This window comes from Streptomyces sp. cmx-4-9 (genome assembly GCF_046548835.1).
In the GTDB taxonomy this organism is placed as follows: domain Bacteria; phylum Actinomycetota; class Actinomycetes; order Streptomycetales; family Streptomycetaceae; genus Streptomyces.
Genome location: NZ_JAEBEE010000001.1, coordinates 502,640 through 519,802, shown reverse-complemented (window position 1 = coordinate 519,802; position 17,163 = coordinate 502,640). Strand labels below are relative to the sequence as shown.

Below are 17,163 nucleotides of genomic sequence, written 5' to 3'. Positions count from 1 at the left end.
GTCCTCGTGGTCCGGGCAGGGCGCGGTGCGCTCGCGAGGGGCCGCGGCGCGGTCAGTGGCGCGCGGGGGTGAAGGTCATCTTCCGGTCGGCCGGCGAGTAGCCGCTGAGCGTGATGGTCGGCCCGTGGGTCGGCACCGAGGGGTCGGGGAAGTCAGCCGGCAGCGGCTTGTTCCCCTCCGGCCTGCGGTCCACCGTGGAGAACGGCGGCGGGAACGGCGCGGTCGTCTCGATCTGCTGCTCGTAGAACGGCAGCCACCGGCACTGGTCGAAGGTGACGGCGGCGATCACCCGTCCCTGGTACCCGTACACGGCCGCGAACCGGCGCTCGGCGCGCGAGCCCTGCGTGATGAGGACCTCGGTGCCCATCGGCGGCACGCCGACCGACTTGATGTTCACTCCGAACTGGGAGGACCAGAAGGCCGGGACCCACAGGTGGGGGCGGCGCTCCGAGCTCTCGCTGAGCATGTTGTGCGCCGCGGTGTCGGCCTGGGCGACGGCATTGCCCCAGTGCTCCAGCGAAAGGAACTGGTAGCCGAACAGGGCGTGCGGGGAACGGGCCACGTCCCCCGCGACGTAGATGTCGTCGGTGACGATGCCCCGTACGTCGAAGGCCCGGCAGCCCGCGTCGCAGGCGATGCCCCGGGGGCCGGCGCCCAGGCCCGACCCGGCGAGCCACTCGGTGTTGCGCTGGGCACCCAGGGAGACGACCACCACGTCGGCCTCGACGGTGGACCCGTCGGAGAGGTGGGCGGCGCGGACCCGCCCGGAGGAGTCGCCCTCCAGCCCGGTCACCATCACCCCGGTGCGCAGGTCCACCCCGTGCTCCCGGTGCATCTCCGCGGCGACCTCGCCGATGACCCCGCCCAGCGCCCCGACCAGCGGGGCGTCGCCCCGTTCGGCGACGGTGACGTCCAGGCCGCGTTCCCGGCAGGCCGAGGCGATCTCGGAGCCGGTGAAACCGGCCCCGATGACGAGCACCCGGCGCGGTCCGGCGGCCAGGGCCCGCTGCAGCCCTTCGCCGTCGTCGCGGGTGCGCAGGACGAAGACGCCTTCGAGGGCGGCCTCGTCCTCGTGCGGCCACGGCCGCGCGCGGACCCCGGTCGCGATCAGCAGCCGGTCGTACCCGACCTCGTCCCCGTTGCCGAGCCGGACCCGGCGGGCGGCCATGTCCAGGCCGGTGGCCGGCACGCCGAGGCGCCAGTCGGCGTCGATGGCCCGGCGGCGGGGGAGCGCCGTGTGGTCGGCGACCGCCTTGCCGAGCAGGACCTGCTTGGACAGCGGAGGCCGGTCGTACGGTTCGTACGGCTCGTCGCCGATCATCGTGAGCGAACCGGCGAAGCCCTTCGCACGCAGGGTCTCGGCGGCCCGCAGGCCGGCCAGAGACGCCCCGACGACGACGATGCGGCCGTCGCGCTTGAGCTGTTCCAGACTGCCGTCACGTGCACCTTCACCGGTCACGGCGCGCCTCCGGAGGCGGCGCCGGCGCCCGTCGCGGACGGCCGGGGGGCCGCAGCCATGTCGGCGTCGGTGAGTTCCAGCAGGATGGCGCCGACGGGACAGGCGGCCACGGCGCGCAGGACGTTCTCGCGCTGCTCGGGATCGGCCTGCGGGTTGTAGAGCAACGACTCGTCGCCGTGCATGGCGAACACGTCGGGGGCGAGGAACGCGCACTGGGCATATCCCTGACAGCGGTTGAGGTCGACGACAAGCCTCATGACGGATCTGCCCTTCCCTCGGCCGGTATCCCCGTCACCCCCGGACAACCCCCGGAAACACCCGGGCCCTCCCGTTCCACCAGCATGCACGCGAGGCCGGGCGGCCGCCTGCCGGACCGTGAACGCGCAGCTCAGAGTGGGTCCGGCCGGTCGGGGCGGCCGGTTCGCGCGGTGCCGCGCCGGGCACGCAGGATGTACAGGCTGACGACCAGGGCCCAGAGCGGGAAGAGCAGTTCGGACCAGGGCACGCCCGAGCCCACGACGATCAGGACCAGGCCGATCAGGGTCCCCAGCACGGCCAGCGGCCGGGGGAAGACCCCGAGCATCCGCCCGATGGTGGAGGTCGCCAGCACGAAGACGGCGGCCATGCGCATGGCATAGGTCGCGAGCAGGGTGTACGCGTAGTGGCGCCCGAAGTCGGAGGGCGTGCCCTCGTCCAGTACGGTCCCGGCCGCCGCCGCGGCGGCGAACAGGGTGGCCACGAAGGCGAAGCCGCTGCCGAGAAACACGGTGGCGACGAAGCGGTCCTCGGCCTCGCCCGTGTGGGCGCGCAGGGCCCCCATGAACCAGAGGAAGAAGATGCCGGCGAACGGCACGATCTCCAGGGCCACCTGCACCGCCCAGCGGTGGTCCGCAGCGACGGGGGCGTCCGCGGCGTCACCCGCCGGTACGGCGATCCGCATGAGGACGATCGCCGCCCCGAGCAGCACGGCGAAGGCGATCCCGGCCATTCCGGCGGCGCGGGGCGTCTTCATCCGGTCGGTCGTGGGCTCCATGGCCCCTCGCTCTCTCCCCCGCTCCAGCAAGCGGCAGCCGCGCCCGCGCCACCACCGGGGACGGCCGACCGGGTGAGGCCCCGGCCGGCCGGGGCCTCACCCCACGGGCGCCGGGACCGCCGCCGCGGTCTCCTCCTCGGCGCCCTCGTGGTTGCCGAACCAGGCGACGGCCACCGCCCCGGCCACCGCCAGGACGAAGCCGAGCACGGCCAGCCAGGCCAGGCCCGGCCGGGACGCGTCGCCGAGCCACAGGACGCCGATCGCACCGGGGAGCACGGTCTCACCGACCACCAGGGCCGCGGTGGCGCCGTTCACCGAGCCGATCTGCAGGGCGACGGTGTGCAGGTACATGCCGCCGAAGCCCGCCAGCAGGATCGCGTAGAGCGCCGGGTCGGCGAGCAGGGCGCCCAGGTCGAAGGGCTCGATCCCGTTCAGGATGCGCACCCCTACCCCCAGCGCACCGAAGGCCAGGCCGGACAGCAGACCCGCCAGGATCGCGGCGCGGCCGCCGAGGAGGCGTACGGCGACGGTGCCGCCCACGATGATCAGCAGGGTCACCGCGAACAGCCACCAGTGCGTGGCCATCGGCGCGTGGTGGCCGCCCTCGTGGCCCGCGGCGGTCGCCAGCAGCACCAGCGCCGTGCAGACCACCCCGATGGAGGCCCACTCCTTGCGGGTGAGGCGGATGCCGAGCATCCGCACGCTCAGCACCGCCGTGATCACCAGGTTGGCGCTGATCACGGTCTGCGAGAGGAAGAGGGGGAGCATCCGCGCGGCGAGCGCGCCCAGGCCGAAGCCCACGAAGTCCAGGATCGTCCCGACGATGAATTCCCAGGTCATCGCCGCTTTCGCGGTGGACGACAGATTGGGGCCGCCGTGGGCGGTCACCCCGGCGGACGCCGGGGACATCCGGGCCGCGCGGCGCGATCCCACGGCTTGCAGGACGGATCCCGTGCCGTAGCAGATGGACGCCGCGACAGCGGTCAGCAGGCCTATGAGCACGGGGGGCTCCGTTCACGTCCGAGCAGGGTGTGCGGTACCTCTGGCAGACGTGGGAATCGCCGGGGAAGTTGCCTCCCGGGGTCAACGCATTTCGGCGAGGACCGCCGGAACCTCCTCGACCGAGTCGACGAGCGCGATCCGGGACTCCATCGCACGGCCGCGGGCCAATGCCTGCAGCAGCGGCCACACCGGCAGGTGCTCGGTCCAGTGGGTCCGGTCGACGAGCACCATCGGCGTCGCCTGGCCGCGCGACCCGTAGTAGTTGGGGGTCGCGTTGTCGAAGACCTCCTGCACCGTGCCCGCGGCCCCCGGCAGGAAGACCACGCCCGCGGTGGACCGGGCCAGCAGGCCGTCCTCCCGGGTGGCGTTGGCGAAGTACTTGGCGATGTGCGAGGCGAAGGCGTTGGGCGGCTCGTGGCCGTAGAACCAGGTCGGGATGCCCACCGACTCCCCGCCGGCGGGCCAGCGCTCCCGGACGGCGAAGGCGGCCCGCGCCCAGTCGGAGACGGACGGCAGGAAGGAGGGGGCCTTGGCGAGCAGTTCCAGCGCCTCGGGGAGGGCCTCGTCCGGCGCGGGGGCCAGGTAGGCGCCGAGGTTCGCGGCCTCCATCGCGCCGGGTCCGCCGCCGGTGGCCACCGTCAGCCCGGACCGGGCCAGGGTCCGGCCCAGCTCGGCCGCCCCGTGGTAGTCCGCGCCGCCGCGGGACATGGCGTGGCCGCCCATCACGCCCACGACCCGGGCACCCGCCAGGTGCTCGTCGAGGGCGTCGGAGACGGCGTCGTCGTGGACGGAGCGCAGCATCGAGGAGAAGACGTCACCGTCGGACCCGGTCTCCTGGAACCAGGCGTACGCCAGGGCGTCCGGGGTGGCCTCGTACCCGTCGGGCAGCCCGGAGAAGAGCTCCTCGGGGGTGTAGAGCAGACCGCGGTACGGGTTGAAGGGCAGGTCCGGCACCGGCGGGAAGACCAGGGCGCCGTCCGCGCGGACCTTCACCGAGGCGTCGGGCTCCATCGCGCAGCCCAGGAAGACCGCCGCCGACGTATCGGCGGACAGCAGCGCGAAGGTCCGCTCCAGCAGGTTGACCGACTGGATCCGGTAGCCGCTCAGCGAGCCGCGGGCCGCGACCCGGTCGAACTCGGCGAGCGTCTCGATCTCGATGTCTGCGTTGACCATTCGGCCCACACTAAGGGCTGTCCGGGTCAGCGGGTCAGAGCCAGGGACGTCAGCTGCGCCACACCCCAGCTGACGGGCACGCACACGGCGATCAGTGCCGAGGCCCGCAAACTCGCCGCGGACCGCAGGACCTTGGCGGGTGCGCCGAGGTCCAGCAGAGCCGTCCGCTCGGCGGCCCGGGACTGGCGGGACGCCGCCGCGGATGTGAGAAGGGTCGCGGCGGCGCACCCCGCGACCAGCGCGAGGGCCGGCCCGGACAGCGGACCCAGGGGCACCGGCAGCCCGCCCCGGTCGCGCAGCAGCAGGGCGCTCAGCGCGCCGGCGCCGATCGCGCACAGCACGCCCAGCGGTGGGCCCAGCCGGGGCGCCTCCTGCTGGAGGGCCCGTCCGGCGAGCAGCCGCAGGGCCCCGGGGCGCACGGCCTGGACCAGCGTCCCGCAGGCGTAGGCCAGGCCCGGGCCGGCCAGGGCGAGGCCGACCGCGGTCAGGGCCCAGCCGGTCAGGATGCCGGCGCCGTCCCGGCCGGAGTAGGCCTCGACGGCCAGCCCGCAAGCGGTCAGGGCGATGCCCCAGGGCAGCGCGGTCTGCGGGGGGAGCGGGCTGCGCTCGCCCGGCCGCAGCGCCAGCGCGGTGGCGGCCGAGGCGGCCAGCGGGACCAGCGCCAGCAGGGTGAGCGCGGCGGCCAGGGGCAGCGGCAGCTCGGCATGGAGCAGGCGGGCACCGGCGGCGTCGAAGGGCAGCCCGGCCAGGTCCCCGCGCAGGTGCAGGAAGACGGCCAGGGCCAGGGCGCTGCCCAGGGTGCAGGCGACGGCGGTGGAGAGGGTCGCGGCCAGGGTGAGGCGCACCGGTCCCAGCCCGACGGCGTCCAGGCCCTCCCGGGGCCGGGTGGCCGGGTCGGTCCGGGCCACGACGACGGCGAAGTGCACGGTGGCGGCCAGCGGGACCAGGGCCCACAGCAGCCGGGGGAACGATCCGGCGGGCCGGTCCAGGGCGTCCGCGAGCACGTACAGCAGCAGGAATCCCGTGCCGGCCGAGGCGGCGGCCACGAGGAGGCGGCGCAGCTGGACCAGCGGGCGGGAGCCGCGGGCTAGGCGGAGAGCGAGCACGCGTCCTGGTCCTCCGTGGTCTCGGGCCCGGCGGGCCCCGGGTCCACCGCGGCGGCCGCCGCGGCGGGTCTGCCGTCGAGCAGCGCCAGGTGGCGGTCTGCCGCGGCGGCGCTCTCCTCGTCGTGGGTGGCCAGCACCACGGTGATGGAGTGGGAGCGGGCCGCGGTGGTCAGCGTGCGCAGCAGCCGGGCGCGCTCGGCGCGGTGCAGCGGGGCCGTGGGCTCGTCGGCGAAGACCACCGCGGGGGTGCTGACCAGGGCCCGGGCCAGAGCCACGCGCTGGCACTCGGCCCGGTTCAGGGCGGCGGGCCGCTTGCGGGCGAGGGCGCCGATGTCCAGGCGGTCCAACCAGGCGCAGGCGGCCTGCTTGGCGGCGCGGTGGGAGGCGCCGGAGACCAGCAGCGGGAGGGCGGCGTTCTCCCACACCTTCAGTTCGGGCAGCAGCTGCGGCTCGGGGCCGATCCAGCCGAACCGGTCCCGGCGCAGCCCCTCGCGGGCGGCGGCGCCCATGGTGTGCACGGGGACGCTGTTGAACCAGACCTCGCCCTGCTCGGGGGTGAGCTGTCCGGACAGGCAGCGCAGCAAGGTGGTCTTGCCGCTGCCGCGCGGGCCGGTCACCGCCAGGATCTCGCCCTGGCGGACTCCGACGGAGACCCCGATGAGGCCGGGGGTCACTCCGGACTTCGTCCGGGGGGACACCCCGTGGGAGTAGTGCAGCGACCGGGCCCACAGGACGTCGCTGTCGGGCGGGCTGTCAGGGGGAGCCACCATGGCGTACACCTCCGTCCGGGGGAACGAAGCGGAACCGGTTCGGTCACTGGCGCCGCAATGAGATGTAAAGAGATGAACCGCTTGAATGCCGACAGCACGCGGCCCGGACCCCGCGTTCTCACTCGAACGGGGGATCCGGGCCGTGTGGTCGGACCTGGTGCAGCCTGGTCCGGGGCTCTTTAGAGCTTGGTCCACGCCTCGGTGAGCACCGAGCGCAGGATGCCTTCGATCTCGTCGAAGGTGCCCTGGTCCGCGATCAGCGGCGGGGCCAGCTGGATGACCGGGTCACCACGGTCGTCGGCGCGGCAGTACAGGCCGTTCTCGAACAGCGCCTTGGAGAGGAAGCCGTAGAGCACGCGCTCCGTCTCCTCGTCCGTGAAGGACTCCTTGGTGGCCTTGTCCTTGACGAGCTCGATGCCGTAGAAGAAACCGTTGCCGCGGACGTCGCCGACGATCGGCAGGTCGTGCAGCTTCTTCAGGGTGGTGAAGAAGTTGCCCTCCTGGTCCAGCACGTGCTGGTTCAGGCCTTCCTTGTCGAAGATGTCGAGGTTGGCCAGCGCCACCGCGGAGGACACCGGGTGCCCGCCGAAGGTGTAGCCGTGCAGGAAGGTGTTGTCGCCCTTGTAGAAGGGCTCCGCCAGGCGGTCCGAGATGATGCAGGCACCGATCGGGGAGTAGCCCGAGGTCATGCCCTTGGCACAGGTGATCATGTCCGGCACGTAGTCGAACTTGTCACAGGCGAACATCGTGCCGAGGCGGCCGAACGCGCAGATCGTCTCGTCGGAGACGAGGAGCACGTCGTACTCGTCGCAGATCTCGCGGACGCGCTGGAAGTACCCGGGCGGCGGCGGGAAGCAGCCGCCGGCGTTCTGCACCGGCTCCAGGAAGACGGCCGCGACGGTGTCGGCGCCCTCGAAGAGGATCTCCTGCTCGATCTGGTCGGCGCACCAGCGGCCGTAGGCCTCGGGGTCGTCGCCGTAGATCGGGGCGCGGTAGATGTTGGTGTTCGGCACCTTGTGCGCGCCGGGGACCAGCGGCTCGAAGGGGGCCTTGAGGGCCGGCAGGCCCGTGATGGACAGCGCGCCCTGCGGGGTGCCGTGGTAGGCGACCGCACGCGAGATGACCTTGTACTTGGTGTGCTTGCCCTGCAGCTTGAAGTACTGCTTCGCGAGCTTCCAGGCGGTCTCGACCGCCTCGCCGCCGCCGGTGGTGAAGAAGACCTTGTTCAGGTCGCCGGGGGCGTAGTGGGCGAGGCGCTCGGCGAGCTCGACGGCCTTGGGGTGCGCGTACGACCAGATGGGGAAGAACGCGAGTTCCTGCGCCTGCTTGTAGGCGACCTCGGCCAGTTCCTTGCGGCCGTGACCGGCGTTGACCACGAACAGGCCCGCGAGGCCGTCCAGGTAGCGCTTGCCCTTGTCGTCCCAGATGTAGGTGCCCTCGCCCCGGACGATGGTGGGGACGGGGGAGTTCTCGTAGGACGACATGCGGGTGAAGTGCATCCACAGGTGGTCGTACGCGGTCTTGGAGAGGTCCTGGCTCACGGTTATCTGGTTCCCCACATGTAGGTCTGCTTCTTCAGCTTCAGGTAAACGAAGCTTTCGGTTGATCGCACGCCGGGGAGCGTGCGGATCTTCTTGTTGATCGTCTCGAGCAGGTGGTCGTCGTCCTCGCAGACGATCTCCACCATCAGGTCGAACGATCCGGCGGTCATCACCACGTACTCGCACTCGGCCATGGCGGTGAGTGCGTCCGCCACCGGGTCGAGGTCTCCCTCGACGTTGATCCCGACCATGGCCTGGCGTCGCAGGCCCACGGTGAGGGGGTCGGTGACGGCGACGATCTGCATGACGCCCTGGTCGAGCAGCTTCTGCACGCGCTGGCGCACGGCGGCTTCCGACAGGCCGACCGCCTTGCCGATCGCTGCGTAGGGACGGCGTCCGTCCTCCTGCAGTTGCTCGATGATCGCCAGGGACACAGCATCGACCGAAGGGGACGGTTGTCTGTTCCTGGAATCTGCGCTTCGACTGACCACGACCTCACTGTGCACGAGGAGTCGTCTGTTCCGCAAGACGGAAGCGATGAAATTCGTTGTTTGGGACCTCCGATCTCACTGATTTCGTAGTTCGTGGCTGTCGGCCCTGTCGAAAGCGTCCGCGAACGAGCTAGGCTGGGGAGTCGTCTCAACCATTGGACATGTGATCAGGAGTGTGGCTGGAGTGACCACCGAACTGCGTCGTCTGCGCAACTACATCGGCGGGGAGTTCAAGGACGCCGCTGACGGGCGCACCACCGAGGTGGTCAACCCCGCCACCGGCGAGGCGTACGCCACGGCCCCGCTCTCGGGCCAGGCCGATGTCGACGCCGCCATGGCCGCGGCCGCGGCCGCCTTCCCGGGCTGGCGCGACACCACCCCCGCGGAGCGCCAGAAGGCCCTGCTGAAGATCGCGGACGCCTTCGAGTCGCGCGCGGAGGAGCTGGTCGCCGCCGAGTCGGAGAACACCGGCAAGCCGCTGGGCCTCACGGCCAGCGAGGAGCTGCCGCCGATGGTGGACCAGATCCGCTTCTTCGCGGGCGCCGCCCGCCTGCTCGAAGGCCGCTCGGCCGGCGAGTACATGGAGGGGATGACCTCGATCGTCCGCCGCGAGCCGGTCGGCGTCTGTGCCCAGGTCGCGCCGTGGAACTACCCGATGATGATGGCCGTGTGGAAGTTCGCCCCGGCCATCGCCGCGGGCAACACCGTGGTGCTCAAGCCCTCGGACACCACCCCCGCCTCCACCGTCCTGATGGCGGAGATCATCGACTCGGTGCTGCCCAAGGGCGTCTTCAACGTCGTCTGCGGCGACCGCGAGACCGGCAGGGCCATGGTGGAGCACTCCACCCCGGCCATGGCCTCCATCACCGGCTCGGTGCGGGCGGGCATGCAGGTCGCCGAGAGCGCCTCCAAGGACGTCAAGCGCGTCCACCTGGAGCTCGGCGGCAAGGCCCCGGTCGTGGTCTTCCAGGACGCCGACCTCGCCAAGGCCGTCGAGGACATCGCGGTCGCCGGCTACTTCAACGCCGGCCAGGACTGCACCGCCGCGACCCGCGTCCTGGTCCACGAGTCGGTCCACGACGAGTTCGTCTCCGCCCTCGCCAAGGCCGCCGCCGAGACGAAGACGGGCCGGCCGGACGACGAGGACGTGCTCTACGGCCCGCTGAACAACCCGAACCAGCTCAAGCAGGTCGCGGGCTTCATCGAGCGGCTCCCCGCACACGCCAAGGTCGAAGCGGGCGGCCACCAGGTCGGCGAGAAGGGCTACTTCTACGCCCCGACCGTGGTCTCCGGCCTCCGGCAGGACGACGAGATCATCCAGAACGAGGTCTTCGGCCCGGTCATCACCGTCCAGTCCTTCACGGACGAGGCCCAGGCCCTGGAGTACGCGAACGGCGTCGAGTTCGCCCTCGCCTCCTCCGTGTGGACCAAGGACCACGGCCGCGCGATGCGGATGTCCAAGAACCTCGACTTCGGCTGCGTGTGGATCAACACCCACATCCCGCTCGTCGCCGAGATGCCGCACGGCGGGTTCAAGAAGTCCGGTTACGGCAAGGACCTCTCCGCGTACGGCTTCGAGGACTACACGCGCATCAAGCACGTGATGACCTCGCTCGACGGCTGACCGTCCGCACCGGTCACAGCACAGCGTTGACGGGGCGGGCAGTAGACACCATGTCTATTGCCCGCCCCTTCGCGTTCCCCGAGGCTGAGCGCATGCCTGAACTCGCCTTCTCCCGTCGCGCCGCACTGCGCGGCCTCGGTGCCGCGGGCCTGTCGGCCGCCCTCGCCGGCTGCGGGGTGCCCGCAGCCCACGTCCCCGAGGAACGGCGCGCGGGGGCCGACAGGTCCGAGCAGGACCGGACCGTCACCTTCTCCAACTGGCCGCTGTACATCGACACCGGCGAGGACGACGAGGAGCGCCGTCCGACGCTGGAGTCCTTCTCGGAGCAGACCGGCATCGAGGTCCGGTACACCGAGGAGATCAACGACAACGACGAGTTCTTCGGCAAGATCAGCCCGGCCCTGATGAACCGCCAGGAGACGGGCCACGACCTGGTCGTGGTCAGCGACTGGATGGCCGCCCGCTTCGTCCACCTGGGCTGGGCGCAGAAGATGGACCGCTCGGCGCAGTCCCACGTGAGCCGCCACCTGGATCCGCAACTGCGCTCGCCCGCCTTCGACGAGGGCCGGCTGCACACCGTCCCCTGGCAGTCCGGGATCACCGGCATCGCGTACAACCGCCGGGCCCTGGGCCGGGAGATCAGGTCGGTTGCGGACCTGTGGCGGCCCGAACTCGCGGGCAGGGTCACGCTCTTCTCCGGGCTCGACGAGTCCTTCGCCCTGCTGATGCAGGGCAACGGCGTGGACGTCACCCGCTGGACGGAGTCCGACTTCCACCGGATGTGCGACCAGGTCGAGGAGGCGGTGCGCCGCCGGCACATCCGCCGCTTCACCGGCAACGACTACACCTCCGACCTGAGCAAGGGCGACGTACTGGCCTGCCAGGCCTATTCGGGCGACGCCGTCCAACTCCAGGCCGACAACCCGGACATCGAGTTCGTCGTCCCGGAGGAGGGGGCCGAACTCTGGTCGGAGAGCCTGCTCGTGCCCAACCTGGCCCGGCACAAGGCCAATGCCGAGGCGCTGGTCGACCACTACTACCGGCCGGAGGTGGCCGCGGAGCTGGCGGTTGCCGTCAACTACGTCTGCCCGGTCCCGGCCGCCCGCGAGGTGCTGGCCGGATCCGGCGTCCGGGAGCGGGCCGAACTGGCGGAGCACCCGCTGGTGTTCCCCGACGGTGCCATGCGCGCACGCCTCGCCGTGGCGCGGGACGTCTCCGCCGCGGAGCGCCGCTCCCTGGCCCGGCGGTGGAACGCGATCGTCGGGCTCTGAGCACGCCCCGGTCGGCAGAATTGAACTCGTTCAGGAAATTGGCTGAACGTGTTCAGAAATGAGCGTACGCTGCTGCCATGAGCGAGAGAAGCGCCCTTCAGCGGCGGATCCGTGCCTGGCTGGTCCTGTTCCTCGTCTGCCTCGTGATCAGCGGACTCACCGCCTTTCCGCTGGTCAGCGAAATTCACTGGGCCAATTCCGTCATCGACAACGGATGGCTGCGCCGGGTCGGGGACGGCCTGGACCAAGCCGACGCCCAGTACCCCTTCCTCCTCTACGGCACCGACTGGCTCGCCTTCGCGCACCTCTGCATCGCCGTCTTCTTCCTCGGGGTGTACCGCGACCCCGTCCGCAACATCTGGATCGTCGAAGCCGGCATGATCGCCTGCGCGGGCATCGTCCCGCTGGCCCTGATCTGCGGCCCGATCCGCGGGATCCCCTTCGGCTGGAGCCTCATCGACATGGCGTTCGGCGTCTTCGGGGTCATCCCGCTGCTGGTCCTGCGCCGCATGGTCAAACGCCTGGAGGCCCTGCCCGAGCCGGAGGCCGGGAGCGGGACCGGCGCCGGCCCGGTCACCGGACCCCGGCCCGCAGCCGCCGCCTGACCGCCGCCCGGCGGCAGTGCGGCCGGGTCCGGTGTCACCGTCCGAGTTCGGCCCGTACGGCGGTCAGCGCGTCCACCCGGTTCGTGGTGACCGAGTCGACCCCGGCCCGCACCAGCCTGCGCATCGTGCGCCGGGTGTCCGCCGTCCAGGCCGACACCAGCAGACCGTCCCGGTGCAGGGCGTCCGCCAGCTCCCGGTCGACCAGCCCGAAGCGGTAGTTGAGCCAGCGCGGCGCCACGGCGTCGATCAGCACCCGGCGCGGCGGCGACAGCGTGGTCCAGGTCAGCGCGATCTCCGCACCCGGGTCGGCGGCGCGCACCGCCAGCATGGTGCGCGGACCGGCGCAGTAGTAGGTCCGCTCCCGGGCCCCGCATTCACGGACCTGCCCGACCACGGTCCGCACCGCCTCCGCCGTGGCGCCGGGCAGGTCCAGCATCAGCCGGCCCGCCCCCGCCGTGAGCAGGGCGTCCCGCAGGGTCGGGACGGCGCCCTGCGTCAGCTCCTTGAGCTGCGCGGCCGACATCTCGTCGAGCCGCACGTCGTGGCCCCACAGCCGCTGGAGCGTCGCGTCGTGGAGCAGGACCGGCACCCCGTCGCGGGTCAGCCGTACGTCGATCTCGACCGCGTCCGCCCCGCGGGCGAACGCGGAGCGGATCGAGGGCAGGGTGTTCTCGCGGACACGGTAGGGATCGCCGCGGTGGCCGACGGCAGTCAGAGTGCGCATGCCCCCATTCTCAGGGGCACGCGGTCCGGCGGGAGGTCAGCGCGAGAGCCATTCGGCGGTGTACGCGTCGATCTCCGCGGCGAGCCTGGCCTTGCCGGTGTCGTCGAGGAAGGAGGCCTCGACGGCGTTCTTGGCGAGCCGGGCGAGGCCGAGTTCGTCGAGGTCCAGCAGTCGGGCCGCCACCGCGTACTCGTTGTTGAGGTCGGAGCCGAACATCGGCGGGTCGTCGCTGTTGATGGTGACGAGCACGCCCGCGTCGTACATCTCCTTGAGCGGGTGCAGGTCGAGGTCGGCCACCGCGCGCGTGGCGATGTTGGAGGTCGGGCAGACCTCCAGCGCGATGCGGTGCTCGGCCAGGTAGGCGAGGAGTTCCGGGTCCTGCGGGGAGCTGGTGCCGTGGCCGATGCGCTCGGCGCCCAGCTCGCGGATGGAGTCCCACACGGTCTCCGGGCCGGTGGTCTCGCCGGCGTGCGGCACGCTGTGCAGTCCGGCGGCGCGTGCCCGGTCGAAGTACGGCTTGAACTGCGGGCGGGGCACGCCGATCTCGGGGCCGCCGAGACCGAAGGAGACCAGGCCCTCGGGGCGCAGCTCGACCGCGAGGCGGGTGGTCTCCTCGGCGGCCTCCAGGCCGGCCTCGCCGGGGATGTCGAAGCACCAGCGCAGGATGACGCCGAACTCGCTCTCGGCCGCCTTGCGGGCGTCCTCGATGGCGGCCATGAAGGCGTTCTCGTCGATGCCGCGGCGGGTGGAGGAGTACGGGGTGACGGTCAGCTCGGCGTAGCGGATGTTCTGCCGGGCCATGTCCCGGGCGACCTCGAAGGTGAGGTGGCGGACGTCCTCGGGGGTGCGGACCAGGTCCACGACCGAGAGGTAGAGCTCGATGAAGTGGGCGAAGTCGGTGAAGGTGAAGTAGTCGGCCAGTGCCTCGGGGTCGGTGGGGACCTTCGAGTCGGGGTGCCGGGAGGCGAGTTCGGCGACGATCCGGGGGGAGGCGGAGCCGACGTGGTGGACGTGCAGTTCCGCCTTGGGCAGCCCCGCGATGAAGGGGTGCAGGTCGGTCATGGGGGGTGCCTCCGAGGTGGTGCAGGTGCGGTTGGTCCGGCCTCATCGTAGGCAGCCCCGGGGCCGTCGGTGCCAGCGCTTAGCATGGCTGGACGAGAGGGGGCCGCATGACCGACAACAGTCCCGAGTCGCGAGACCCGTGGGCACCGCCCGGGAGTCCCGCGGTGAACCCGGGCAAGGCGGGGGGCACGCCGGGCGTGTCGGGTCCGCCGTCCGTGCACGACCACCCGACCCTCGCCGGGATACCCGGGGAGGATCCCGCGGGGCCGCGGATACCGGGCCCGCCGCCCGCCTACGGATACCCGGCCCAGCCGGACCCCGGAGGCTACGGGTACCCCGGCCCGCCGCCCGCCCAGGCGGGGTACGGCTACCCCGGTGACGCGGGCTACCCCGGTGACGCGGGGCACCCCGGCGGCCCGGGCCGGCCCGGCCACCCGGGGTACGCGGGCTACCCCGGATATGCGGGTCCCACCGGGTACCCCTACGGCGGCCGCCCGATGAACAACGGCTTCGGGATCACCGCCCTGGTCCTGGGCATCCTCGCCGTGGTCGTCGTCTTCGGCTGCTTCACGGCGTTCCTGGCGATCCCGCTCGGCATCGGGGCCGTCGTCTACGGCGTGCTCGGCCGGGGCAGGGCGAGCCGCGGCGAGGCCGACAACGGCGGGATGGCGCTGGCCGGTCTGATCACCGGTTCGGTGGGCATCCTGCTGGGCGCCGTGATGACGACGCTCATGGTGACCGGGATCTGGCTGGACGGGGTGTACGACGACCCCGGGTTCGAGGACGACCCGTACTCCAACTCCCAGGTCCACGAACGGGTCTGACCCCTCCCGGGCTCCGGCGCCCTGACCGGCCCCGGACGGAACGCGCGGACCACCGCCCCGGCGGCGGTGGTCCGCCCGCCCGCCGCGGACGGTCAGGGCCCGGCCGTGCCCGCGGCGCGCACCCGCGCCGCCCGCGCGGTGCAGGCGCTGCCGAAGCCGGGGGTCACCCCGCGGCGCGCAGCCGCTGCCGGGCCTCCATCAGCGCGAAGCCCAGCAGGTTCAGCCCGCGCCAGCGGGCCGGGTCCAGGGCGCGCTCGTCGTCCGCGGCCAGCCCGATGCCCCAGATGCGGTCCATGGGACTGGCCTCCACCAGCACCCGGTCCCCGGTGGACAGCAGGTACGAGCGCAGGGCCGGATCCGAGCCGAACTTGTGCACGCTGCCCTCGACGACCAGGGCGAACCGCTCCCGCTCCCAGGTCGCGTCGTCGAAGCCGCGCACCAGCCGCCCGGCCTTCTTGGCGGCCGCCGGCGTGGTGGCCGCGAGGACGGTGCGCTCGGCCTCCGGGTCCCTGAAGAGGCGGGCCTTCCCGGCCATCATCCAGTGCTCCGCGGTGGCGTACCGGACGTCACCCACGGTGAACTCGGACGGCCACCACTGGCTCAGGCAGCTCGGTCCGAGCGTGCCGTCGGGCCTCGGACGGTGGCCCCAGAACGGCAGGTACTTCACCCGTTCACCGCTGCTGACCTGCTTGATCAGCTCATCGATCGTCTCCATGCACGCGAGTCTGGCAGTCGCCACAGACACTTCGTACGGGATTTCGGGCGCGCCTCGACACATGGTCGACCGATTCCGTCGCGTAATCAAAAGGCAACAACGGAATCACTTGGCCGAGGGCACCTCCTCTGTCAGGATCGGCACTCAATTCGAGCTGTAGCTCGAACTGTAGCTACGGAGAGCGTGAGAGCGTGATGGGCAACCGCTTCCAGGTCAAGGACCGCTTCGCGGGCGGCGCACAGTACATCGACGGGCAGCTGCGGCCCGGCACCTCCGGGCGGTCACACACCGTGGTCGACCCGGCCACCGGCGACGAGGTGCTCACCTACCGACTCGCGAGCACCGCCGACGTGGACGAGGCCGTCGCGGCCGCCGCCCGGGCCTTCCCCGGCTGGTCCGGCGCCACCCCCGGCGAGCGATCGGACGCCCTGCACCGGCTGGCCGAGGTACTGGCCGAGCAGGCGGAGGACTTCGCGTACGCCGAGTCCCTCCAGTGCGGCAAGCCGCTGAAGCTGACCACCGAATTCGACGTACCGGGCACCATCGACAACACCGCCTTCTTCGCGGGGGCCGCGCGTCACCTCCAGGGGCAGGCCGCCGGCGAGTACTCCGGCGACCACACCTCCTACGTACGCCGCGAGGCCCTCGGGGTCGTCGGCTCCATCGCCCCCTGGAACTACCCCCTCCAGATGGCCGCCTGGAAGATCCTCCCGGCCATCGCCGCGGGCAACACCATCGTCCTCAAGCCCGCCGAGCCGACCCCGCTGACCTCCCTGATGTTCGCCCAGGCGGCCAAGGAGGCGGGCCTGCCCGACGGCGTGATCAACATCGTGAACGGTGCGGGCCGCGAGGCGGGCGAGCACCTGGTCGGCCACCCGGACGTGGTCATGACCTCCTTCACGGGCTCCACCGCCGTCGGCAAGCGGGTCGCCGAGATCGCCACCGCCACCGTCAAGCGCCTCCACCTGGAGCTCGGCGGAAAGGCACCCTTCCTGGTCTTCGACGACGCCGACCTGGAGGCCGCCGCGCACGGCGCCGTGGCCGGCTCACTGATCAACACCGGTCAGGACTGCACCGCCGCGACCCGTGCCTACGTCCAGCGCCCCCTGCACGACGCCTTCGTCGCCCGGGTCGCCGAACTGATGGAGACCGTGCGCCTGGGCGACCCGTTCGCCCCCGCCACGGACCTCGGCCCGCTCGTCTCCCACGCCCAGCGCGACCGGGTCGCCGGCTTCGTCGAGCGCGCCCGCGGTTACGCCACCGTGGTCACCGGCGGCGGGGCGCCGGGCGACGGGGAGGGCGAGGAGGGCCTCGCCGGCGGCGCGTACTACCGGCCCACCCTCATCACCGGAGCCGCCCAGGACAGCGAGGTCGTCCAGTCCGAGATCTTCGGCCCGGTCCTCGTCGTGCTGCCCTTCGACACCGACGACGAGGGCATCGCCCTGGCCAACGACACCCCCTACGGACTCGCCGCATCGGCCTGGAGCCGCGACGTCTACCGGGCGGGCCGCGCCACCCGCGAGATCAAGGCGGGCTGCGTCTGGGTCAACGACCACATCCCGATCATCAGTGAGATGCCGCACGGCGGCTACAAGGCCAGTGGCTTCGGAAAGGACATGAGCGCCTACTCCTTCGAGGAGTACACGCAGGTCAAGCACGTGATGTACGACAACACCGCGGTCGCCGCCAAGGACTGGCACCGCACCGTCTTCGGGGACAGATAGCCACCAGCCGCCGGACCAGCGGCACGCACCCATCCCGAA

16 protein-coding genes and 1 pseudogene are annotated in these 17,163 nt (G+C 72.0%); 5 read left to right on the top strand and 12 right to left on the bottom strand.

The window, feature by feature from the left end; translation table 11 throughout:
* Positions 1-52: 52 nt before the first annotated feature.
* From ACLJTM_RS02490 to ACLJTM_RS02450, 9 genes and pseudogenes are all read right to left on the bottom strand, one after another.
* Positions 53-1,459 carry an NAD(P)/FAD-dependent oxidoreductase gene (locus tag ACLJTM_RS02490; protein WP_411101661.1) on the bottom strand — a complete coding sequence of 469 codons (1,407 nt, stop codon included), beginning with the start codon at positions 1,457-1,459 and terminating at the stop codon, positions 53-55.
* Complete coding sequence (locus tag ACLJTM_RS02485) at positions 1,456-1,716, bottom strand: ferredoxin (RefSeq protein ID WP_411101660.1); 261 nt, start codon at positions 1,714-1,716, stop codon at positions 1,456-1,458. Before ACLJTM_RS02485 ends, ACLJTM_RS02490 begins: the two co-directional genes overlap by 4 nt.
* 131 nt (positions 1,717-1,847) lie before the next feature.
* Positions 1,848-2,492, bottom strand: coding sequence for a hypothetical protein (locus ACLJTM_RS02480; protein ID WP_411101659.1), 645 nt, complete (start codon positions 2,490-2,492; stop codon positions 1,848-1,850).
* A gap of 96 nt (positions 2,493-2,588) precedes the next feature.
* Complete coding sequence (locus ACLJTM_RS02475; protein WP_411101658.1) at positions 2,589-3,494, bottom strand: hypothetical protein; 906 nt, start codon at positions 3,492-3,494, stop codon at positions 2,589-2,591.
* Positions 3,495-3,575: 81 nt separating this feature from the next.
* Complete coding sequence (locus ACLJTM_RS02470; RefSeq protein ID WP_411101657.1) at positions 3,576-4,667, bottom strand: LOG family protein; 1,092 nt, start codon at positions 4,665-4,667, stop codon at positions 3,576-3,578.
* 26 nt (positions 4,668-4,693) lie between these two features.
* On the bottom strand, positions 4,694-5,773 hold the full coding sequence (locus ACLJTM_RS02465) for a hypothetical protein (protein ID WP_411101656.1): 1,080 nt from the start codon (positions 5,771-5,773) through the stop codon (positions 4,694-4,696).
* Positions 5,755-6,423: pseudogene (locus ACLJTM_RS02460) on the bottom strand (ABC transporter ATP-binding protein); the annotation flags it as partial. The pseudogene ACLJTM_RS02460 and the gene ACLJTM_RS02465, both read right to left, overlap by 19 nt.
* 299 nt (positions 6,424-6,722) lie before the next feature.
* Entirely contained in the window at positions 6,723-8,102 is a 1,380-nt protein-coding gene (locus tag ACLJTM_RS02455) for an aspartate aminotransferase family protein (RefSeq protein ID WP_411101655.1), read from the bottom strand.
* The gene (locus tag ACLJTM_RS02450) at positions 8,087-8,590 is read right to left on the bottom strand and encodes an Lrp/AsnC family transcriptional regulator (RefSeq protein ID WP_031144106.1); all 504 of its coding nucleotides are present in this window, start codon (positions 8,588-8,590) and stop codon (positions 8,087-8,089) included. Before ACLJTM_RS02450 ends, ACLJTM_RS02455 begins: the two co-directional genes overlap by 16 nt.
* A gap of 169 nt (positions 8,591-8,759) precedes the next feature.
* On the opposite strand from ACLJTM_RS02450, the gene ACLJTM_RS02445 reads away from it, so the two are divergent.
* From ACLJTM_RS02445 to ACLJTM_RS02435, 3 genes are all read left to right on the top strand, one after another.
* On the top strand, positions 8,760-10,199 hold the full coding sequence (locus ACLJTM_RS02445) for a gamma-aminobutyraldehyde dehydrogenase (RefSeq protein ID WP_411101654.1): 1,440 nt from the start codon (positions 8,760-8,762) through the stop codon (positions 10,197-10,199).
* 92 nt (positions 10,200-10,291) lie between these two features.
* Complete coding sequence (locus tag ACLJTM_RS02440; RefSeq protein ID WP_411101653.1) at positions 10,292-11,470, top strand: ABC transporter substrate-binding protein; 1,179 nt, start codon at positions 10,292-10,294, stop codon at positions 11,468-11,470.
* A gap of 77 nt (positions 11,471-11,547) precedes the next feature.
* Positions 11,548-12,075, top strand: coding sequence for a hypothetical protein (locus tag ACLJTM_RS02435; protein WP_411101652.1), 528 nt, complete (start codon positions 11,548-11,550; stop codon positions 12,073-12,075).
* A gap of 34 nt (positions 12,076-12,109) precedes the next feature.
* On the opposite strand, the gene ACLJTM_RS02430 is transcribed toward ACLJTM_RS02435, so the two are convergent.
* Together ACLJTM_RS02430 and ACLJTM_RS02425 are read right to left on the bottom strand one after the other, a co-directional pair.
* Complete coding sequence (locus tag ACLJTM_RS02430) at positions 12,110-12,799, bottom strand: glycerophosphodiester phosphodiesterase (protein WP_411101651.1); 690 nt, start codon at positions 12,797-12,799, stop codon at positions 12,110-12,112.
* A 36-nt stretch (positions 12,800-12,835) separates the two neighbouring features.
* Positions 12,836-13,861 (bottom strand): adenosine deaminase, encoded by a 1,026-nt coding sequence (locus ACLJTM_RS02425; protein WP_411101650.1) that lies wholly within the window; start codon positions 13,859-13,861, stop codon positions 12,836-12,838.
* A gap of 107 nt (positions 13,862-13,968) precedes the next feature.
* On the opposite strand from ACLJTM_RS02425, the gene ACLJTM_RS02420 reads away from it, so the two are divergent.
* The gene (locus ACLJTM_RS02420) at positions 13,969-14,685 is read left to right on the top strand and encodes a DUF4190 domain-containing protein (RefSeq protein ID WP_411101649.1); all 717 of its coding nucleotides are present in this window, start codon (positions 13,969-13,971) and stop codon (positions 14,683-14,685) included.
* Between the two features lie 163 nt (positions 14,686-14,848).
* On the opposite strand, the gene ACLJTM_RS02415 is transcribed toward ACLJTM_RS02420, so the two are convergent.
* A complete protein-coding gene (locus tag ACLJTM_RS02415; RefSeq protein WP_411101648.1) occupies positions 14,849-15,400 on the bottom strand; it encodes an NADAR family protein in 552 nt (183 codons plus the stop codon).
* A gap of 194 nt (positions 15,401-15,594) precedes the next feature.
* Between ACLJTM_RS02415 and ACLJTM_RS02410 the strand changes: the two genes are divergently transcribed.
* A complete protein-coding gene (locus tag ACLJTM_RS02410) occupies positions 15,595-17,124 on the top strand; it encodes a gamma-aminobutyraldehyde dehydrogenase (protein ID WP_411102254.1) in 1,530 nt (509 codons plus the stop codon).
* Positions 17,125-17,163 lie beyond the last annotated feature (39 nt).